General features: G+C 40.6%; 20 protein-coding genes and 1 tRNA gene. 5 read left to right on the top strand and 16 right to left on the bottom strand.

Translation table 11 applies throughout. The annotated features are described in order from the left end of the window. Window positions 1-4: 4 nt before the first annotated feature. The 9 genes from fabZ to rpsB all read right to left on the bottom strand — a co-directional run bounded on the left by fabZ (window position 5) and on the right by rpsB (window position 8787). A complete protein-coding gene (gene fabZ, locus H0W64_04160) occupies window positions 5-436 on the bottom strand; it encodes a 3-hydroxyacyl-ACP dehydratase FabZ (GenBank protein MBA3660898.1) in 432 nt (143 codons plus the stop codon). Between the two features lie 15 nt (window positions 437-451). Further along, entirely contained in the window at window positions 452-1489 is a 1038-nt protein-coding gene (gene lpxD, locus H0W64_04155) for a UDP-3-O-(3-hydroxymyristoyl)glucosamine N-acyltransferase (GenBank protein MBA3660897.1), read from the bottom strand. Between the two features lie 72 nt (window positions 1490-1561). Next, complete coding sequence (locus tag H0W64_04150) at window positions 1562-2113, bottom strand: OmpH family outer membrane protein (GenBank protein MBA3660896.1); 552 nt, start codon at window positions 2111-2113, stop codon at window positions 1562-1564. 111 nt (window positions 2114-2224) lie between these two features. After that, window positions 2225-4549 carry an outer membrane protein assembly factor BamA gene (gene bamA / locus H0W64_04145; protein ID MBA3660895.1) on the bottom strand — a complete coding sequence of 775 codons (2325 nt, stop codon included), beginning with the start codon at window positions 4547-4549 and terminating at the stop codon, window positions 2225-2227. Between the two features lie 185 nt (window positions 4550-4734). Next, entirely contained in the window at window positions 4735-5544 is an 810-nt protein-coding gene (locus tag H0W64_04140; GenBank protein ID MBA3660894.1) for a phosphatidate cytidylyltransferase, read from the bottom strand. Window positions 5545-5737: 193 nt separating this feature from the next. Continuing rightward, window positions 5738-6259: a ribosome recycling factor gene (frr, locus tag H0W64_04135; protein ID MBA3660893.1), complete on the bottom strand. Its 522-nt coding sequence runs from the start codon at window positions 6257-6259 to the stop codon at window positions 5738-5740. A gap of 108 nt (window positions 6260-6367) precedes the next feature. Next, complete coding sequence (gene pyrH / locus H0W64_04130; GenBank protein MBA3660892.1) at window positions 6368-7105, bottom strand: UMP kinase; 738 nt, start codon at window positions 7103-7105, stop codon at window positions 6368-6370. 11 nt (window positions 7106-7116) lie between these two features. Further along, a complete protein-coding gene (locus H0W64_04125) occupies window positions 7117-7992 on the bottom strand; it encodes an elongation factor Ts (protein MBA3660891.1) in 876 nt (291 codons plus the stop codon). Between the two features lie 9 nt (window positions 7993-8001). Further along, window positions 8002-8787, bottom strand: a complete 786-nt coding sequence (rpsB, locus tag H0W64_04120; protein MBA3660890.1) for a 30S ribosomal protein S2 — start codon at window positions 8785-8787, stop codon at window positions 8002-8004. Between the two features lie 213 nt (window positions 8788-9000). Between rpsB and map the strand changes: the two genes are divergently transcribed. The 3 genes from map (at window position 9001) to H0W64_04105 (ending at window position 11298) form a co-directional block, all read left to right on the top strand. Beyond that, window positions 9001-9771: a type I methionyl aminopeptidase gene (gene map, locus H0W64_04115; GenBank protein ID MBA3660889.1), complete on the top strand. Its 771-nt coding sequence runs from the start codon at window positions 9001-9003 to the stop codon at window positions 9769-9771. 124 nt (window positions 9772-9895) lie between these two features. After that, window positions 9896-10498, top strand: a complete 603-nt coding sequence (locus H0W64_04110) for a superoxide dismutase (protein ID MBA3660888.1) — start codon at window positions 9896-9898, stop codon at window positions 10496-10498. A 77-nt stretch (window positions 10499-10575) separates the two neighbouring features. After that, window positions 10576-11298 carry a hypothetical protein gene (locus H0W64_04105; protein MBA3660887.1) on the top strand — a complete coding sequence of 241 codons (723 nt, stop codon included), beginning with the start codon at window positions 10576-10578 and terminating at the stop codon, window positions 11296-11298. 44 nt (window positions 11299-11342) lie between these two features. Here the strand turns inward: H0W64_04105 and H0W64_04100 are convergent, their stop codons facing one another. Genes H0W64_04100 through clpB form a run of 5 tightly spaced genes read right to left on the bottom strand, consistent with a single transcriptional unit; the run spans window position 11343 to window position 16632 of the window. Then, window positions 11343-12260, bottom strand: coding sequence for a hypothetical protein (locus H0W64_04100; protein MBA3660886.1), 918 nt, complete (start codon window positions 12258-12260; stop codon window positions 11343-11345). Next, entirely contained in the window at window positions 12257-12583 is a 327-nt protein-coding gene (locus tag H0W64_04095) for a MerR family transcriptional regulator (GenBank protein ID MBA3660885.1), read from the bottom strand. The genes H0W64_04100 and H0W64_04095 overlap by 4 nt, the downstream gene beginning before the upstream one ends. A gap of 8 nt (window positions 12584-12591) precedes the next feature. Continuing rightward, complete coding sequence (locus tag H0W64_04090; protein ID MBA3660884.1) at window positions 12592-13557, bottom strand: DnaJ domain-containing protein; 966 nt, start codon at window positions 13555-13557, stop codon at window positions 12592-12594. Window positions 13558-13586: 29 nt separating this feature from the next. Then, on the bottom strand, window positions 13587-14015 hold the full coding sequence (locus H0W64_04085; protein ID MBA3660883.1) for a universal stress protein: 429 nt from the start codon (window positions 14013-14015) through the stop codon (window positions 13587-13589). A 28-nt stretch (window positions 14016-14043) separates the two neighbouring features. Next, entirely contained in the window at window positions 14044-16632 is a 2589-nt protein-coding gene (gene clpB / locus H0W64_04080) for an ATP-dependent chaperone ClpB (protein MBA3660882.1), read from the bottom strand. Window positions 16633-16873: 241 nt separating this feature from the next. On the opposite strand from clpB, the gene queE reads away from it, so the two are divergent. Next, window positions 16874-17515 (top strand): 7-carboxy-7-deazaguanine synthase QueE, encoded by a 642-nt coding sequence (queE, locus tag H0W64_04075; GenBank protein ID MBA3660881.1) that lies wholly within the window; start codon window positions 16874-16876, stop codon window positions 17513-17515. 45 nt (window positions 17516-17560) lie between these two features. Next, window positions 17561-17633: transfer RNA gene (locus H0W64_04070), tRNA-Lys, on the top strand. A gap of 279 nt (window positions 17634-17912) precedes the next feature. Here H0W64_04070 and ybgF read toward each other — a convergent pair. Together ybgF and H0W64_04060 are read right to left on the bottom strand one after the other, a co-directional pair. Beyond that, the gene (gene ybgF / locus H0W64_04065) at window positions 17913-18854 is read right to left on the bottom strand and encodes a tol-pal system protein YbgF (GenBank protein ID MBA3660880.1); all 942 of its coding nucleotides are present in this window, start codon (window positions 18852-18854) and stop codon (window positions 17913-17915) included. Window positions 18855-18870: 16 nt separating this feature from the next. Then, entirely contained in the window at window positions 18871-19404 is a 534-nt protein-coding gene (locus H0W64_04060; GenBank protein ID MBA3660879.1) for an OmpA family protein, read from the bottom strand. Window positions 19405-19409 lie beyond the last annotated feature (5 nt).

Raw genomic sequence — 19409 nt, 5'->3', positions numbered from 1 at the left:
CTATTTAGTAACTTTTCCGTGCACTAATTAATTCTGCGCTACAGGCTAATTCATCCCCAACAAAAGCAGCACTTTCTAGTTTCCAAATATCACGTTTGGACCGCAATACTTTTACCTCTAATCGAAGTTGATCACCAGGCTCAACAATGCGGCGAAAGCGTGCATTATCAATACCTGCAAAATAATAAAGGGCATCTTTAGGAGATGAATTTGTAGATTTATAGGCTAAAACACCGCCCGCTTGCGCTAACGATTCTAGAATCAAAACGCCTGGCATGACCGGCCGTTCGGGAAAATGTCCCATAAAATACGCTTCATTGACGGTCACATTTTTTATAGCGACGATGGACTTGCCGATATCAATTTCTAGAACACGATCTATTAACAAAAAGGGATACCGATGGGGCAATAACTTTAAAATTTCATGAATATCCATTAGCAGAGTTCCAACTTAATGATCATCTTTAAGAGTATCTTCTAGCTTTTTAACGCGTTCATATAAATTTTCTAAACGATGGAACCTAGCATTATTTTTACGAAACTCGAGATTAGGAACCATACCTACAACACCTGAAGAATAAATGCCTGGTTCTATGATCGATTTTGTAACTGAACTCATGCCCGTTATCATTACCTTATCACAAATCGTAATATGACCAGCAAAGCAGGTTGCTCCTCCAATCATACAGTGTTTACCAATTGTGACGGTGCCAGCAACGGCAACGCAACCTGCCATTACGGTATGGGCACCGATCTGGACGTTATGTCCAATCTGAATTAAATTATCAAGCTTAACGCCATTTTCAATAATTGTATTTTCTAAAGCGCCGCGATCAATAGTAGTATTGGCACCGATGTCTACATCATCGCCAATCAGCACTGTACCCAATTGCGGGACTTTATGCCACTTACCCTCGGCTTGTGCAATGCCAAATCCTATACTGCCAATGACAACGCCACTAGCAATCGTATTACGTTGTCCTATCTTTACAGCTGAATAAATAGAAACGTTTGAAGCAATGACGGTATCATCACCAATTTCAGCAAACTCTTCTATCGTCGTATTGGGACCGATTACAACACGAGCGCCAATTTTTACACCTTGACCAATAAAACAATGTGCTGAAATAGCTGCGCTTGAGTCTATCGTTGCACTTTCATCAATGACGGCAGACGAATGAATGCCGGGCTGAATAACTTTATTTTTTTGAAAAAAAGCTGCAACTTTAGCATAAGCAAAATAAGGGTTTGCACTAATAACAGCATGAACGGGACACTCTTTAGCGTCTTTTGCCGTTAAAATGACTGCTGAAGCTTGGGTGGTAGCAAGATACTTACGGTAAGCTACATTATTAAGAAAAGTGAGTTCGCCAGCACCTGCCTGCTGAATCGGTGCTATACCTTTTATCAAACAGTGAGGGTCGCCTTTCACTTCGACATCGAGATCGACGAGAAGTTCACTTAATTTAAAATTTTTTGGTGTAGTCATGAGAAATCGAGAGAAATACTTTTGCATGGTGATGTCGAATGACCATCACCATGCGTAGAAGTAATGCAGCAACTAGCCTTTTGCATTAAATTGGCTAGAAACATCTTTGGTAATATCATTGCCATCTGGTGCAAAAATAACTGCTTGTGAATCTAGCACTAAAGCATAATTTTGATTTTTGGCGATCCCAGAAACAATGCCATTTAAATCATTAAGAATGCTTTGCATAATTCTATTTTGTTCTTTTTGCAAATCTTGCTGATAAGCCACAACTTGTTTAACTAAGTCAGCACGTTCTGCAGCCACTTTCTTTTGCATTGCATCACGATCTTTTTGACTCATGGTAGGAGATTCTTTTTTCATCTTATCCAATTCATCTTGCAATGCTTTTTGTTCATCGTTAATTTTGGTTTGACGTGTTTTAAACTGTGCTTCTAACTTTTTGCTTAATTCTGAAACTCGGGGGGATTGTTGTAAAACTTGCTGTACATTCACAACAGCCACTTTTAATTGAGCAGTAGTAGGTGTTGCTACGACATCGGTGGCTTGCGCGAAAGAAGGGCTGAGTCCAGCAGCTACTAACAAAGCACCTACAAAAAGGCCAATCTTTTTCATAATCTTCATGATGTTTCTCCAAATTAAATTAAACAGCTTTTCCTTACAAACGATATTCCATGCAACTTAACTAGACTAAGTCGTTGCTAAAACCACAGCTTATGGATGATGCCATGTTTATCAGAAATTTGCACCTAGAGCAAATTGGAATGGCTCACTCTTATCGCCGCGTCGTGTAAACGGTTTAGCTAAACTTAACTGAATGGGTCCAAAGGGAGTAATCCAATCTGCTTCAATACCAATGGCATAGCGAATAGGCCCTGTAGTCGTACTGGCGCCACCAAACTGGCGATTATTGAGGGAAGTATAAACATTACCGGCATCAGCGAAAACGCTTGTTCGGACGCTGTCTGAGATGTAGTTAGGGAAAATCAGGGCAATGCTTGCATCAAGCAACATATTGCCGCCAAAAGCTTGGTCATTTGAGTCACGGGGTCCTAGCGTAAAAGCTTGAAAGCCGCGTACTGAATCGATACCACCGGCATAAAAATTCTTAAAGAATGGAAAATCTTGAATACCGTGCAATCCATTTCCATAACCTAAATTAGCCCGCGTTAATAAAATAAACTGGTCAATTAAAGGTTGATACCATTTGCCATGATAGTTAACGGTGTAAAATGAAAGTGATCTTGATGAAAGTGGGGCGTAAGCATCCAAGAATAAAGTTTGCAAGCCACCTGATGTTGGAAAAATAGCACGATCACGGCTATCCCGAGAATAGCCTAATTTTAAATCTAATTCTTGAAAGTGACTACCATGGTCCGTAACAAAACTATTTACCTGATTAGATACTTTACCTGGATTATCGTGATTTAAATGGATTCGAATATTTTGATAATTTAAACCTGCATAAATACGGTTGAGGGCACCGATCTCTTGACTGATGGGTATACCGTAAAGAACACCAAGATCGTATTGGTTAGTTGCGTAACCGCTATTTAAGTCAGAAATTTTACCTGGATTAACGCGTGAAATAGAGGCGTTAAAGCTCCGACTAATTCCATCCTCAGTATAGTAAGGATCGGTATATTCAATACCGTAAAATTGCTCATATTTACTTGTATTAATATTCAGTCCAAGCGTATTACCCGTACCGAGAAAATTCTTTTGGTTAATCCCTGCGCCTAAAATAATGCCATAGGCTTGTGAGTAACCTACTTTAAAAGAAGCTTGTGATGAATTTTCTTCTTTGACTTTGTAATTGACATCGACTTGATCATCTTGGTCTTCGACCGGGTTTAAAGACATTTCGATATCTTTAAGGTAGGGCAGCAAACTTAATCGATGTTTTGAATCCTCAAGTTTAACGGTAGAAGCAGGAGCTGCTTCTAACTGCTGAATTTCACGACGCAAAACAATATCATTAGTGCGAGTGTTATCAGAAAAAGTAATGTGCCTTACGTAAGTTCTTTTACCAGGATTAATATCAAATACTAAAGTGACTTCTTTGGTATTTTCATTAATCTCAGGTTTAATGACAATTTGCGTAAACAGATAACCTTTCTGGCCCAGGAAGCGTGCTATCTCTTTTTGAGTATCCATGACTTTTTGTCTTGAAAAAACTTCACCTGGTTTGATAGTGATATATTTTCTATAGTCGCTTTCTGGATAAATTAAACGACCTTCAAGTCGATAGGTGTGAATCCGATACAATGCGCCTTCATCAACAACAATATTGACATAAACCGACTTTCGATCGGGTGTCACTTCCGCTTGGGCAGACTTTACTTCAAAATGAACATAACCATGATCTAAATAAAAACTACGTAATTTCTCGAGACTTTCTTCTAAACGAAATTCAGAGTAACGATCAGTTTGCGTAAAAAAAGTTAGCAACCCAGAAGTAGTTAAAGTGAGTTGCTTGATAAGTGTGCTTTCGTCAAAAGCATGATTGCCCATGATTGAAATGCGACGGATTTTGGCAACCAACCCTTCTGAAATATTAATTTTTACCATCACCCGATTACGCGGCATGGTGGAAACATTTACCTCAACTCGAGCATTGTAGCGACCCAATTGATAATATTGATTAATCAGGCTTTGCTTAATTTTTTGCAATATTGAAGGATTGTAAACACGACCTTCCGCAATATCTAACGAACGCATAACAGCGGTTAATTTATCAGTGGGAATAACCGAATTCCCAGTGATTTTTAATTGTCCAATCGTCGGACGTTCAACAACACGAATAATTAAAGTACTATTTTTCTCTGCTAAAGTAATATGTTCAAAAAAACCAGTGCGATAAAGTTCTTGCAGAATGCTCGATGTTTTTCCCGCAGTTAATGTGTCACCCTTTTTTATAGGTAAATAACTTTCTACTGTGGCTGGCGTAATGTGGTTTAACCCTTCAATTTGGATGCGCTGAACTACAAAGGATCGTGCCCACAGGGGTGTGCAAAATTGTGCACATAATAAAATTAAAACCACAGCAAATTTTTTCATTGTATCCTCGTTGGCCATCTCTTCTCTGAGATTTAGACTAAGTACGATCAGGCAGGTGATCATGCCCGGGGCACCCTACTTAATCAAGGGGCCAATTATCTGGACTTTTATCGTGAAAATCCAGTCTTTGTAAATGTTTTTGGAATTGCTTGTGCAAGTATTTAGCGAACTCTATGCAGCACTTTCTATAAATACATCCCTAATAAGGTTGCACCGGTTGCAAAAATAGGTGCAGCCGCCGTCATGCTATCAATCCGATCTAATAAGCCACCGTGTCCAGGAAGTAATTGGCCGGAATCTTTTAAATTTTCTTGGCGCTTCAGTGCACTTTCAAATAAATCACCCATGATTGAAAATAAAACGGTAAGCATGGAGAGCAGAATACCCCAATGCCAAATCGTTTTAGGAATACTACATAGCCATTGCGCTAATACTGCTAATCCAATTCCAAATAAAACAGCGCCTATTAATCCTTCCCATGTTTTACCGGGACTAACTAAAGGCAATAATTTGGTTTTGCCCCATTTTTTCCCGACAAAGTAAGCCGCAGAATCAGCACCCCACGTCAGTACAAATAAATATAAAAGCGCATAAATACCATCGGGTTGATTACGAATATAATTAAAAGCAACCCAACAGGGGATTAAAACGATAACCCCCATTAATCCGCGCCAAATCACGCCCTTACCCCACCACGAACTGCCACGCGGATAAATGAACACAACCAGGCTCGCGCAAATCCACCATGCTGCCGCGATGAATAAGAGCAGTTGTACTAAAATAAACAAAGAGGCCCAAAGCAACAAGGCGATGAAACCAACATAAAGTAATACAGGAAAGAAACGTCGAAGACCCATTAAATGAGCCCATTCCTTAGCAGCGAGTAACGTAATCAATGCTGTTAACAGTGCGAAATAAGCCGGTGGTAAATAAAATAGTAAAAGAAGCGTAATCGGAATGAGGACAAGCGCGGTTAGGATACGTTGTTTTAGCATAGGTTAAGTCCATTTCTTTACTAAGTGATTTTATTCATTTGATGCAGGCAGTTGGTGGGTTAGCAGCATCGATTATTGAGCAAGTATTTTTCCCGATTAGGAAAGTAACCCGAATTCAGCTTTGCTGAACCCGGGGACTTGCCAAGCCCATCCATACTGTTGAACGCGTTGGATAGGCGCAACTGTAAAATCGTTAGATCGCCATCAAATCTGCTTCTTTAGTGGTCGTAAGTGCATCGATTTCAGCAACGAATTTATTGGTTAATTTTTGAATGTCTTCGCCAAGACGACGCTCTTCATCTTCAGTAATTTGCTTAGCTTTTAATAATTCTTTTAATTCTGCATTCGCATCACGTCGAACATTGCGAACGCCAACGCGTGCAGATTCAGCTTCGGTGCGTACAACTTTAATAAGTTCGCGCCGACGCTCCTCATTCAAAGCAGGCATGGGCACCCGAATAATCTCACCCGTTGTTGCAGGATTTAAACCGAGATCAGAATTCATAATGGCTTTTTCGATCACTTGCACCATTTTCTTTTCCCACGGGGTGATGGTTAAGGTACGGGCATCAGAAACAGTGATATTTGCAACTTGGTTGATCGGTAATTCTGAGCCGTAATAATCAAGACGTATATGATCGAGGATACTGGGATGAGCGCGTCCTGTTCTTAGCTTGGAAATTTCTGTTTTGAATGATTCAATACTCTTACGCATCCGGGTATCAGAATCTTTAAGGACCTTTTGCACGGATAATACTCCACTATTATTTTTTATAAATATGCACCTTGATTGACTGAGATCAAGGCTACATGCTCTAGAAATTTAGGGTGTCTGTGACTGAATTAAAGTGCCAATTTCTTCACCTAGCATAATTCTTCTTAAGGCACCTTGCTTATTCATGTTAAATACACGAAGCGGCAAACCATGGTCTTGGCAAAGTAATATGGCTGTTAAATCCATTACACCTAAGCGTTTAGCAATAACTTCTTCATAGCTTAATTGTTGATAGCGTTCTGCTTCAGGATTTTTGATTGGGTCATCATCAAAAACACCTTCAACTTTTGTTGCCTTTAAAACAATATCCGCATTGATTTCAATACCGCGTAATGCAGCAGCAGAATCAGTTGTCACTAATGGATTACCTGTACCTGCGGCAAAAACCAAGACCCGTCCTTGCTCGAGTTTTTCAATAGCAAGGGAGCGATCATATTGAGCAGCAATACTAGGGACGCCAAAAGCCGACATGAGAGCAACTGGAATAGATTTTCGTTGAAGTGCATCTTGCAGCGCTAAACCATTGATGAGCGTTGCAAGCATACCCATTTGGTCTGCTGCAATACGATCAAAACCCGCGGCACATAAATCAGCACCACGAATTAAATTGCCTCCGCCAATGACGAGTGCAACTTGTACGCCAAGATCATAAGCACCGGCAATCTCTTGAGCGATGCGAGCCAATTTGCTCGCATCGATACCAAATAAATGATCACCTTGTAGCGCTTCGCCACTTAATTTCAGTAAGATACGGCGGTAAATAGGTTGAGCAGTTGATTGTTCCATAGAAGATGCCTTTAGCTTCCTTGCATTTGAGACATGACTGCCTCTTTAAAATCTTCTGTTGTTTTTTCAATCCCTTCACCCACCTCAAAACGATGGAAAGCAATAACCTTGGCGCGTGCTTTATTCAGAAGTGAACCGACGGTAATATCCGGATCCTTTACAAAAGGTTGGCCGATAAGACTGACTTCATCAAGATACTTACGCAGTCTTCCCACAACCATTTTATCAATAATGTCTTGTGGCTTACCGCTGCTAGCAGCTTGCGCTTGGTAAATCTCTTTTTCTTTTGCTATTTCATCTGGAGAAACATCATCCGGCGAAACAACGATGGGACGGCTCGCAGCAATATGCATCGCAACATCGCGTGCTAAATCAACATTCTCTGTATCTAATTCAACAAGAACACCAATCCGATTACCATGTAAATAAGTTCCCACTGAACCTGCATTTCCCGTTTTAATCATGCGACGAATTTGAACATTTTCACCCACTTTCGCAACTAACTCTAAGCGAGCTTCTTCAGTGGTGTGCGCTACATCAAAAGGAACAGATGCCAAAGTTTCAACGCTATCAACATTCGGTTGTATTGCAAGCTCTGCAACATGCTGAACAAATTGAGTGAAGTTTCCATCACGAGAAACAAAATCAGTTTCGCTATTAACTTCTAGCATGACGGCAGTCTTATCTTGCACAGCAATCACAATCGCGCCTTCTGCTGCAATACGACCTGCTTTGTTGTCAGCTTTGGCTCGACCTGTTTTTCTTAGCACCGCCACTGCCTCATCTAAATCACCTTGGGTGGTTAATAAGGCTTTTTTGCACTCCATCATGGGAGCGCCTGTGCGCTCACGTAATTCTTTCACTTGCGCTGCAGAAATTGTTGACATAGTGAACCTCTACTTACTGGCTTGATTATCATCACCACTCGCCTTATCAAGGGCAAGAGGGGCTGCTTGGTTATCTGGAAGATCCATAAAGTCACCCGCATCAGTTAAATCTTGCGAGCTCACTTTGGCGTCTAAAATAATATCAGCAACCGATTTTGCGTAGAAACGAATAGCGCGAGTGGAATCATCGTTGCCAGGAATGATGTGGGAAATACCATCAGGATCATTATTGGAATCAACAACGCCAACCACAGGAATGCCTAAACGGTTTGCTTCGCTTACTGCAATTTTCTCATGGCCAACATCAATAACAAATAAAGCATCAGGTATGCCGCCCATGTTTTTGATCCCGCCTAAGCTATTCATCAATTTTGCTTTTTCGCGTTCTAAGCCTAGAATTTCTTTTTTTGTTAAACGACCAAACTTGCCAGACTCAAACATTGCTTCTAATTCTTTCAAGCGTTTGATGGATTGGCGGATGGTTTTATAATTGGTTAACATGCCACCTAACCAGCGGCGATTAACGTAAGGCATGCCACAGCGTTCTGCTTCTTGTTGCACAATTTCTTGCGAGGCATATTTTGTACCCACAAATAAAACTTTGCCTTTACGCGCAGCGACACTACTGAGAAAATTCAGCGCATCTTCAAATAAGGGGAGCGTTTTACCAAGATCAATAATATGAATTTTATTACGCGAACCATAAATGTACCCTGACATTTTAGGGTTCCAATAACGCGTTTGATGACCAAAATGAACACCAGCTTTTAATAAATCTTCTATAGTAACGGACATTCTCTATTCCTCTAGTTTGGGTTAAGCCTCCGCCCTACTCTTTTCAATCAACTTTGCAGTACTGCTCGCAAAGCACCCAATGAAAAGTATCGGTAGGCGTGTGGACTTGCCACCCTGTAATGTGGCATAAATAGTTGCTTAATAAAGCACGCCTTTATACCATAGACGCTTTCAATCAACAACATCCAACCGTTTCGATCAAATTGGAATCCCATGACCGGCATTATCATTAAAAACAAGCAAGACATTGAAAAAATGCGAATTGTTGGCAAGCTTGCGGCCGATGTATTAGAAATGATTGAACCCCATATTAAACCAGGCGTAACAACAGACGCCTTAAATCAAATTTGCCATGATTATATCGTCAACGTTCAACAGGCGATCCCTGCCCCCCTTAATTATAATGGCTTCCCCAAATCGATCTGTACTTCAGTAAACCATCAAGTATGCCATGGGATTCCCAGTGCTAAAGCGTTGAAAGAAGGTGATATTGTTAACGTCGATGTTACAGTGCTAAAAGATGGGTACCATGGAGATACCAGCAAAATGTTTGCTGTGGGTAAAATCTCAATTCTTGCTGAACGTTTAATGCGTATTACGCAAGAATGTATGTATCTGGGAATTGAACAAGTTAAACCCGGAGCGCGCTTCGGGGATATTGGTGAAATTATTCAGCAGCACGCTGAAAAAAACCGCTTTACGATTGTGCGCGAATACTGCGGTCACGGAATTGGACAAGTTTTTCATGAACCCCCCAATGTGCTGCATTATGGAAAAAAAGGGACGGGTGCAGAACTTTTGCCTGGTATGATTTTCACCATCGAACCTATGGTCAATGCTGGGAAAAAAGAAGTAAAACTTTTACCAGACGCTTGGACGGTGGTGACCAAAGACCATAGCTTATCTGCTCAATGGGAACATACCATTTTAGTTACCGATACAGGTTATGAAGTCTTGACCCAGCGCACTGAAGAAACATTCTAGTCATCTCGATAACCTTGCTTACACGGCGAACCGAAGTTGCACTCATGATAAAGTAGTCTTGATTTCGCTTTAAACTAATCGAGGCTACAATACAATACTAATAAATCTATTGAAGGAATAACGCATGAACCTTAGTGAAGAACGTGGCACATTTGTTTTGCCTGAATTACCGTATACCTTGGAGGCTTTAGCTCCCCATATTTCCAAAGAAACATTGGAATACCATCACGGCAAACACCATAAAGCTTATGTCGACAACTTAAATAAGTTTATCCAAGACACTGAATACCAAAATATGTCACTTGGAGACATTATCAAAAAAGCAACCGGGCCTATTTTTAATAATGCTGCTCAACATTGGAACCATTCTTTTTATTGGTTATGCATGACCCCGGATAGCAGCAAAGCGCCGATTGGAAAACTAGCCGATGCGATAAAGAAAAAATTTGGTTCATTCGATGAATTCAAAAAATTATTTACAGAATCTGGAACCAAGTTATTTGGTTCAGGTTGGACTTGGCTTGCTCAAGATAGCCAAGGTGAATTAGAAATTATTAATGAGAGTAATGCTGGTTTACCTTTAAAGCAAAATAAAAAAGCCATTATGACTTGCGATGTATGGGAGCATGCTTACTACATCGATTATCGAAATTTACGTCCAAAGTATATTGAAAATTTTTGGGATATTATTAATTGGGATTTTGCTGAAAAAAATTTCACTGAATAAAAATAACAATTCATTCACTGGGGTTTCCTTCACCAAACCCCAGTCTTGATTAATCAATGCTAAATTAAGGAAGCGATATGTATAAAGGGAATTTATTTAACAAAGCTTCATTACACGATATAAAAGAAATGTTTATTGACGCTGAATTACCCGCTTATTTATTTGACCAAGTAGCACATTTAAAACTTATTAGTAATTACAATGCACTCTTTCAGCGTTTTAAAAAATTACCTGAGGTTTTAAAAAATTCCATCCTTCATCCTTGGCAGCTGATCGTTTTAAGTGGTGAAACGTCTGCCTTCAGGAGTGCAATTAATGAGGGGTTAGTCGATAAATGGAGTCAAGATGTTTTAGAAATGAATCCGCTTCATTATGCTTTATTAAGCGGTTCAGCAGATCAAGCACAGATTGCCTTAAGCTTAGGAATTCCATGGGACAGCAATTCACTGCTTGGGTTTAACATTGGCCATTTCGCGGCCCTCAGTGGTCAACCTCAACAAATCGATTTGGTTAACACACTTAATAAAGGTGATATGCTCAACAAAGTTGCTGCAGGTGGAGAAACCTGGCTCCATTTTGCTGCATGGTCTGGAGATATTGAAACCGTGGAAAAAGTTTATCAACTTACCCATGATGTTCATCAAGAAGACCTGAACCAACTCAATGCTGCGAACTATGCAAATCAAAGTGGGAATCAACGCGTCATTTATTTTTTTGCCAAAAAAGGTTTAATCGCTAATCCATTGCGTTTTACCGCTGATGATAAAGAACAAGATAGCGTCATGCGATTTCAATCCTAACTCGCTAAGTGAATTTCACTATCTTCATCAATAGAATTGAAACTTTAAACTCGCTTAATCCATTCAGACCACGACGTTTGATAGTGGTCTGAATTTTCCCGCGCATAGTCGTAGAATTTTCTTAAGAATTGAAATCGATTTTTTGATAATTGATATTTATAAATGTGACGTTTAGGGAGTGCGGATAAATCTTTCCCACCGATGGCATGTTGTCGTTTCATGATATCTTCAAAAGAAACTTCTTTGGCATTGCGCAACATATCATACATCACCATAAACATAGTCGTTCGACCCACCCCTGCACGACAATGAAAATATAACCAATGATTGTGCGGCTTTCCTTTCACTAGGTTGATAAACCGGTCAACCTCCTGATCTTCTGCTGCATGAAAATCTTGAATATAAAATCGTTGATACTGAACACCCTGTTGAGTTGCAATGTCAGACTCATTCATCACTTCTTTAACTTTAAAATGTGTGGGTTCCACTTCATCAATAACTTCGTTTGCAGTTTTACGCAGAATCGTAAAAACTTTTACTGCGTTTTTCATTTGCACGGTTTGCAATAATTTTGTCTCAGACAAATTAATATGTTGGGGACTTTGATTTTCATTATTTGCATTATGAGGACCATACCAACTAATGGCATGACCATTTAAAAATCCGTGCGATTCTTGACGCAAATCAATAATGGTTAATGATTTTGTGTTTAATTTTTTTAAAATTGCTTCAAGACTTAACGAGGAAAATTGTCCACTGCCCAATGCTTTTAATTCTGCTAAGCCGTGGGGATTAAATTTGTTAGCTAAAGGTTCAGACGTGGTGCGAAAATGTCGAGGTAATTCAGGCAAGTTAATCATGTCTAAGACGAGCCAAGTTCGATGCCCTTTGCCAAATACAAGTGTACTCAATGTGATGACAAGCGTCAGGCTTAAAAATAAAATGATTTGTTTAGTTGTCATTTAGGTTGATTAAATTGTTTTTCAAAAAAATGAAGTTGTTGTTTTAATTGTTCTAACTGCTCAATTAAATCCAAAAGTACGCCAATGCCTTCTAAATTAACGTTAAGATCACGACGCAAGCGTAAAGCACGTTGTACGCGCTTTAATTCGATTAAATTAAAGGTTCGCTCATCAGCATTGCTTGCAGGCGGCGAAACGATTTCAAACTCGATTAAATTATTTATAATTTCTTCAGATACCCGGCAAGCTTCGCACAATTCCTTCAGAGTAAGCTGCGACTGGGCGGTATAATCTGCAATAATAATCAAATCCTTTTTTGACATAATTCCCTCTATAAAACCCATGCTTTGCGCAGATCCAATGGCATTGCTTGCGCCATCTTCTCGTATATTGCTCGATCCTCATTAGTTTTAGCGGGTGGCACCATAATTTGAATAACCGCGTACTGATCTCCCGGTGACGGTCCTGGCATACCCCGGCCTTTGAGACGAAGTTTTTGACCTGTTTGAGTCGCCGGGGCTATTTTTAATCCTACGGGACCCCCTAAGGTGGGCACGCGAATACTTGTACCGAGTGCTGCCTCCCATGGGGTGAGCGGGAGATTTAAATAAACATCACGACCCGTCAGAGAAAAATAAGGGTGGGGAGCAACTTCTATTTCCAGATAAAGATCACCAGCAGCTCCTCCATTCATCCCCGGGCTACCTTGTCCAGCAAGTCTAAGTTGCTGACCGGTCGCAGCACCTACTGGAATATTAACCTTAATAGTTTTAACTGCACTGTTGCCGTCCATAGAGGGCATTTGTAATTGAAAAGTTTTCGTTGTGCCCTTGAAAGCTTCTTCAAGTGTTACGGCAACTTGGGCGCGTTGATCTGCGCCGCGCTGACGAAAATGTTGCTCTCCTCGGCGAAAATCAGCATGTCCGCCGCCACCGCGACCCCCAAATAATTGTGAAAAGAAATCACTAAAGCCCCCTAAATCTTCTTCAGCAAATTGACCGCCTTGAAAACCTCCGCGACCACCACCATGTTCTGCATGAGATTGCCAGCCCGGTGGAGGCCTGAAATCTTGTCCAGACTTCCATTGGCTACCCAATTGATCATAGGCAGCACGCTTTTCCTTATCTTTTAAAACTTCATATGCTTCCTGAACATTTTTAAATTTTTCTTCAGCATTCGTTTCTTTGCTAACATCAGGATGAAATTTACGCGCCAGTCGGCGATAGGCTTGCTTGATGTCGCCTTCATTTGCTTTTCGATCTACGCCTAAAATTGAATAATAATCTTTATATTCCATGAGTAACCTTTCTTTGCCTAATGCGGCTTTTATTCTTCTTCAGGAAGCCTAACTGTTAAAACATCACAATCCGCTCCGTGAAGAATGGCATTCGCGGTTGAACCTAATAATAGAGATAATCCATGTCGGCCGTGACTTCCGCATATAATTAAATCAGCATGGAGGTCATCAGCTTTTTTTAAAATTTTCGTCTTAGTGGGCCCAACTTCAATGAATTGATGATCTTTACCAATATTTAATTTTTCACCGAGTTTTTCGATACTTTGTTGTGCCTCGGCAATAAGCTGCCCTTCAATGTCTTCAATACCGAGATAGGCATAACTATAACCGGGTAAAGGTTCTACAACATGAATGATACTTAAAGTTCCCTGCGTAAAAGTCTGCATTTGACGCACCTTCTCGATCAAATATTGAGTATCTTCTGTGAGATCAGTTGCGAAAAGTATGTGCTTATACATGAGATAAGTTCCTTCAGTCGGTTTTCAGTTAAACCGTTTCCTTGGCACGCTTAAAAACAATATGATCATCTTGCAAATCAATATCAATCACATCCCCTGGCGCAAACTTACCGGTTAAAATTTCTTGTGCTAAAGGATTTTCAATATGTTGCTGGATGGAACGTTTAAGAGGTCGTGCTCCGTACACGGGATCATAACCCGTTGCTGCTAAATAATCCAATGCCCGATCGGTTATCGTTATTTCATATTCACGTTCCGCTAAACGCGAACGCAACCGATTGATTTGAAGTTTCGCAATCGTTTTAATTTGTTCCTCATCCAAAGGATGGAAAACAACAATTTCATCAATACGATTAATAAATTCAGGACGAAAATGTTTGCCCACTACCCCCATCACCGCTTCCTTCATTTCAAAATAATCACCCGTTCGGGAAATATCTTGAATTAAATCTGACCCTAAATTGGAAGTCATCACGATAACCGTGTTTTTGAAATCAACCGTGCGACCTTGACTGTCTGTCAATCTGCCATCATCTAAGACTTGTAATAAAACATTAAAGACATCGGGATGCGCTTTTTCCATTTCATCCAATAAAATAACGGAATAGGGTTTACGTCGAACGTGTTCCGTTAAATACCCACCTTCTTCGTAACCTACATAACCAGGTGGCGCGCCTAACAAACGTGATACAGAATGTTTTTCCATAAACTCAGACATATCCAATCGGATAATCGCATCTTCTGTATCAAATAAAAAATCTGCTAAAGCTTTACATAATTCTGTTTTTCCAACCCCTGTTGGACCAAGAAATAAAAATGAACCAATCGGACGATTTGGATCACCTAATCCTGCACGCGATCGACGTATCGCATTCGACACAGCGGTAACAGCTTGACGTTGTCCAATAATTTTTTTATGAAGTGCCTCTTCCATATGAACTAATTTTTCTTTCTCACCCTCGAGCATTTTGGCGACCGGAATATGAGTCCATTTGGAAACAACTTCTGCAATTTCTTCATCCGTAACTTTATTCCGTAATAAACGTAATGCTTGCGGTTGTTGATTGGAAGCTTCAGTTAATTGTTTTTCTAACTGGGGAATCTTTCCATACTGAAGTTCGGCCATCCGGGTAAGATCGCCAGACCGTCTTGCGGCTTCTAATTCGTTGCGCACTTTTTCCAATTCACTCATGATTGCAGTTGCATCATGTAAAGTACTTTTTTCAGCTTTCCAAATGTCTTCAAGTTGCTTATATTCGGTTCCTAATTTTTGTAAATCATTTTCAAGTTTTTCCAATTGCTTTTTTGAACCTTCATCTTTTTCTTTTTTTAAAACTTCACGTTCAATTTTTAATTGAATGATACGACGCTCTAAGTTATCCATGACTTCGGGTTTGGAATCAATTTCCATGCGGATATTACTTGCTGCTTCATCAATTAAATCAATCGCTTTATCCGGTAAGTTACGATCAGTAATATAACGATGAGATAAAGTCGCAGCGGCAACAATAGCAGAATCAGTTATTTCAACTCCATGATGCACTTCATACCGTTCTTTCAATCCCCGTAAAATTGCAATCGTATCAGGCACCGAAGGTTCTTCAACGAGCACTCTTTGAAATCGACGTTCAAGTGCGGCATCTTTTTCTATGTATTTTCGATATTCATCTAATGTCGTTGCACCGACACAATGTAATTCGCCGCGAGCGAGCGCAGGTTTTAACATGTTACCTGCATCCATTGATCCTTCGGCTTTTCCAGCACCAACAACATTATGAAGTTCGTCGATAAATAAAATAACTTGGCCTTCTTGCTTAGCCAATTCTTTTAAAACACCTTTTAAACGTTCCTCAAATTCTCCGCGAAATTTTGCCCCAGCAATCAAAGATCCTAAATCTAAAGAAAGTAATTTTTTATCGCGCAAACCTTCAGGAACGCTGCCATTAACGATGCGTTGTGCAAGGCCTTCGACAATGGCGGTTTTGCCTACACCTGGTTCCCCAATTAAAACAGGGTTGTTTTTAGTGCGACGTTGTAACACTTGAATCGTACGTCGTATTTCTGCATCTCGGCCAATGACAGGATCCAGCTTTCCTTTTGCAGCCTGCTCGGTTAAATCAATTGTATATTTTGCAAGTGCATTGCGTTGTTCTTCTGCATTTGGATCATCCACTGTTTGACCTCCGCGCTCTTCATCAATTGCTTTTTCTAATTTGTCTTTCACTGCACCGGCTTTTTGTAAAATATCTTTCAGCACACCATGATCTTCTAAAACCGCGAGCAAAAATAATTCGCTTGAAATATATTGGTCTTTACGTTTTTGTGCAATTTTGTCTGTTAAATTCAACACTCGGTTCAACTCATTAGCAATATGAACCTCACCCCCGGTTCCTTCCACCTTAGGCAGTCGATTAAGGGCTGCATCCAATTCGTTACGAAGTTGGGGAAGATTCACTTGTGCTTTAATGAGCAGGGAAGCGATGGAACTGTTGTCTTCCTCTAATAAAGCTTTCAATACATGAACAGGTTCGATAACCGCATGGTCTCGGCCTAATGCCATCGATTGTGCATCAGCCAGTGCTGCTTGAAATTTGCTCGTTAACTTTTCCATACGCATATCATTCTGCCTTTGAAGGGAAGTCTTCTATTTAAATAAGGGCATTTACGTATCTATCAAGCATAACATGGAACAAATTCGCTTTATTCGTAAACTGACATCTTGTTCTTTTTATAATCACTTCTTTGCGCCTGGTAGAACCCACTAAACATAACCAGGCCAAACCTCCTCAAACTGGTAAAATGTTGCTACAATCCATTCCTTTTTCTCCCATCCATGGTTTATAACAGAGGCATCACCAGTGAATCGATTACGTCTCACTGAAATTTTTTTTTCATTGCAAGGTGAAACGCGTAGTGTCGGCATGCCAACCGTTTTTATTCGGCTAACAGGTTGTCCACTTCGATGTCATTACTGTGATACGGCTTATGCTTTTCAAGGCGGTAATTGGTATGAAATTGACACCATTATGCAAAAAGTGCACTCATATGGCGCACGGTTCGTAACGGTTACGGGAGGCGAACCCCTTGCGCAACGCCCCGTCATCCACTTACTCACGCAACTTTGTAATGCTGATTATCAAGTTTCGCTTGAAACGAGTGGGGCATTGGATGTTTCAGTGGTAGATCCACGGGTGATTAAAATTCTTGATGTCAAAACGCCGGGCTCAGGCGAAGTAAATCGTAACGACTGGAATAATTTTAATCATTTACTCCCTCATGACCAAATTAAATTTGTGATATGCAGCCAGGAAGATTATCAATGGTCGAAAAAAATTATTGAGGAATTTTCATTACAGGATCATTGCGAAATTTTATTTTCCCCGAGTTATAACGAGATGAACGCTGCGAATCTTGCCGATTGGATTGTAAAAGATCGTTTAAAGGTTCGTTTTCAAATCCAATTACATAAATATTTGTGGGGAGATGCACCTGGTCGTTGATATTTCTGTGAGAATCAGTAATATAGCAGCCTTTGCTGAATCAAAGGGCCGTTAGCTCAGTCGGTAGAGCAGCGGGCTTTTAACCCGTTGGTCCTGCGTTCGAATCGCAGACGGCCCATTGATAAAAACAGCAACTTATTCTTTCTGTAATCTTCTTTGACCCCTGTTTTCCTGTTAACACATGTGCTTTGGTTTATTGCAGCCGCGTCTTGAATGATTATGGTCCTATAAACGCTGCGAGCGTTGCTTGCTGCGCAAATTGCTTAGAGGGAACAATTGCATTCATGCGGGTATTTGTGTAGCGCACAAAGCGCTGGTGGACGTTTCTGAAGCTTGTAGTGCAGTGAGAAGAAAGAATTAAAAATCCCGCGGTCAACAATGACTGCGGGATTTGTTTTTAATGACCTGCTTGTTTGATTTGTTTTAATTGTTCTGAGGCTAAGCGAGAAGAGGTAGTGCCTGGATAACGGTTAATTACTTTTTTGAAAGCGGCTTTAGCATCAGCCCATTTTAAATCTGCCGCGTAAATCAAACCAATTTTAAGTTGAGCATCTGATAGGCGAGGGCTATCTGGATAGCTTTTTACCACTGTACTAAACTCGCTCAACGCTTGATCATTTTTGCCTAGCAACCCATACAGTTCACCAAGCCAATAATGGGCATTTGAGGCAAATTGTCCTGACGGATATTTTTTTAGCATATTTTGTAAGACATTTACAGCATCATTGTACTTTTTAGCTTTAATTAAGTTATAAGCCGTTTGATAAATTTGTTGCTCTTCTGCCACATCCGGTTGATGTGACAAATCAGTCGTTTTTGCAACCACGGCAGTTTCTGTCGGTTTCACTACGACATTTTTGCTGGCTACACCATTGGGTGCAATCGTTGTTGAAGTCGTGGCGATGACAGGTTGAGCATTACGCTTTTCAAGTTCCACCATAATCGCCGCTTGTTGATTTTGCACATCTTCTAATAAGCGTTGTAAGTGTTCGACTTGGCCGCGTAAGGTTTGCACCTGATTTTGTAATACATCTATCCTTGCACTGCTCCCTGCTCCGCCTGACTCTCGATACGTTTCGCGTCGCTCCCGTGGTGGAGGTTCATTCATCACTTCAGGCTGCATGGGCACAAAAGTACCTTCTTGCCCCTGACCTTGTGGCGGCGGGGGCATAGGATACTCTTCTTGGGGGGAAGCATCATTATTTTCAGCTTGTTGTATAGCATTGTTATCCACATCAAACACGGGTGCTGACTCAGCCCACAAGGGCCCGGTACACATGATGGTGAACGCCATTCCAACAGTGCATGTCGCTAAGAGGAAAGAGAAATGATTTTTCACAGTCATCGCCTTTTAGTTAACGGTTGAGATAGACGAGGACAACACGACGATCTTTTTGAAAGTCTGCTTCGCTGTGACCGAAAGCTGCGCGTTTTTCCGCACCATAACTTACGATACGAATTTGCCCAGGGTTCACCCCACGCGAAGTGAGGATGGCCGCAACAGCTTTAGCTCGTCTTTCACCTAATCCGATGTTGTATTCTCGACTGCCGCGTGGATCGGTATGGCCTTCTAGCATAACCCGTGCATTAGGATGAGACATTAGATAATTAGCGTTTGCATAAATCGCGGGCTTATCACTTTCGTGTACATCAAAACTATTAAAATCAAAAAAGTAAATTTTTCGGTTAATCTGTGCTTGTTGGTTCCCTTCAACTCCTTCTTCACCAAAAGACGATTCTTCCCCTAGCCCTGAAGTTTCAGCACTTTGGTAAGCCGCATTAGCATCGTTAATCGCAGCTGGATCTTGCGGTTTTTTTGCATGACAACCCGCAAGTGTTACTACACAACTGGCAATTAAAAATAATTTGATCCCTTTCATTTTCATCATAACCG

The sequence above is a fragment of the Gammaproteobacteria bacterium genome (genome assembly GCA_013816845.1).
Lineage (GTDB): Bacteria > Pseudomonadota > Gammaproteobacteria > DSM-16500 > DSM-16500 > Aquicella.
Note: the sequence above shows the minus strand (reverse complement) of the source record. Positions and strands in the feature narration are given on the sequence as shown.

Bases quoted from the DNA above. Each gene is read 5' to 3' on its own strand.
- H0W64_04140 (MBA3660894.1), bottom strand. From the start codon at position 5,544: ATGCTAAAACAACGTATCCTAACCGCGCTTGTCCTCATTCCGATTACG.
- H0W64_04090 (MBA3660884.1), bottom strand. From the start codon at position 13,557: ATGGAATATAAAGATTATTATTCAATTTTAGGCGTAGATCGAAAAGCA.
- H0W64_04150 (MBA3660896.1), bottom strand. From the start codon at position 2,113: ATGAAGATTATGAAAAAGATTGGCCTTTTTGTAGGTGCTTTGTTAGTA.
- H0W64_04105 (MBA3660887.1), top strand. From the start codon at position 10,576: ATGTATAAAGGGAATTTATTTAACAAAGCTTCATTACACGATATAAAA.
- H0W64_04085 (MBA3660883.1), bottom strand. From the start codon at position 14,015: ATGTATAAGCACATACTTTTCGCAACTGATCTCACAGAAGATACTCAA.
- H0W64_04060 (MBA3660879.1), bottom strand. From the start codon at position 19,404: ATGATGAAAATGAAAGGGATCAAATTATTTTTAATTGCCAGTTGTGTA.
- H0W64_04125 (MBA3660891.1), bottom strand. From the start codon at position 7,992: ATGTCAACAATTTCTGCAGCGCAAGTGAAAGAATTACGTGAGCGCACA.
- pyrH (MBA3660892.1), bottom strand. From the start codon at position 7,105: ATGGAACAATCAACTGCTCAACCTATTTACCGCCGTATCTTACTGAAA.
- bamA (MBA3660895.1), bottom strand. From the start codon at position 4,549: ATGAAAAAATTTGCTGTGGTTTTAATTTTATTATGTGCACAATTTTGC.
- lpxD (MBA3660897.1), bottom strand. From the start codon at position 1,489: ATGACTACACCAAAAAATTTTAAATTAAGTGAACTTCTCGTCGATCTC.
- rpsB (MBA3660890.1), bottom strand. From the start codon at position 8,787: ATGTCCGTTACTATAGAAGATTTATTAAAAGCTGGTGTTCATTTTGGT.
- fabZ (MBA3660898.1), bottom strand. From the start codon at position 436: ATGGATATTCATGAAATTTTAAAGTTATTGCCCCATCGGTATCCCTTT.
- frr (MBA3660893.1), bottom strand. From the start codon at position 6,259: ATGCGTAAGAGTATTGAATCATTCAAAACAGAAATTTCCAAGCTAAGA.
- map (MBA3660889.1), top strand. From the start codon at position 9,001: ATGACCGGCATTATCATTAAAAACAAGCAAGACATTGAAAAAATGCGA.
- H0W64_04095 (MBA3660885.1), bottom strand. From the start codon at position 12,583: ATGTCAAAAAAGGATTTGATTATTATTGCAGATTATACCGCCCAGTCG.
- H0W64_04110 (MBA3660888.1), top strand. From the start codon at position 9,896: ATGAACCTTAGTGAAGAACGTGGCACATTTGTTTTGCCTGAATTACCG.
- H0W64_04100 (MBA3660886.1), bottom strand. From the start codon at position 12,260: ATGACAACTAAACAAATCATTTTATTTTTAAGCCTGACGCTTGTCATC.
- clpB (MBA3660882.1), bottom strand. From the start codon at position 16,632: ATGCGTATGGAAAAGTTAACGAGCAAATTTCAAGCAGCACTGGCTGAT.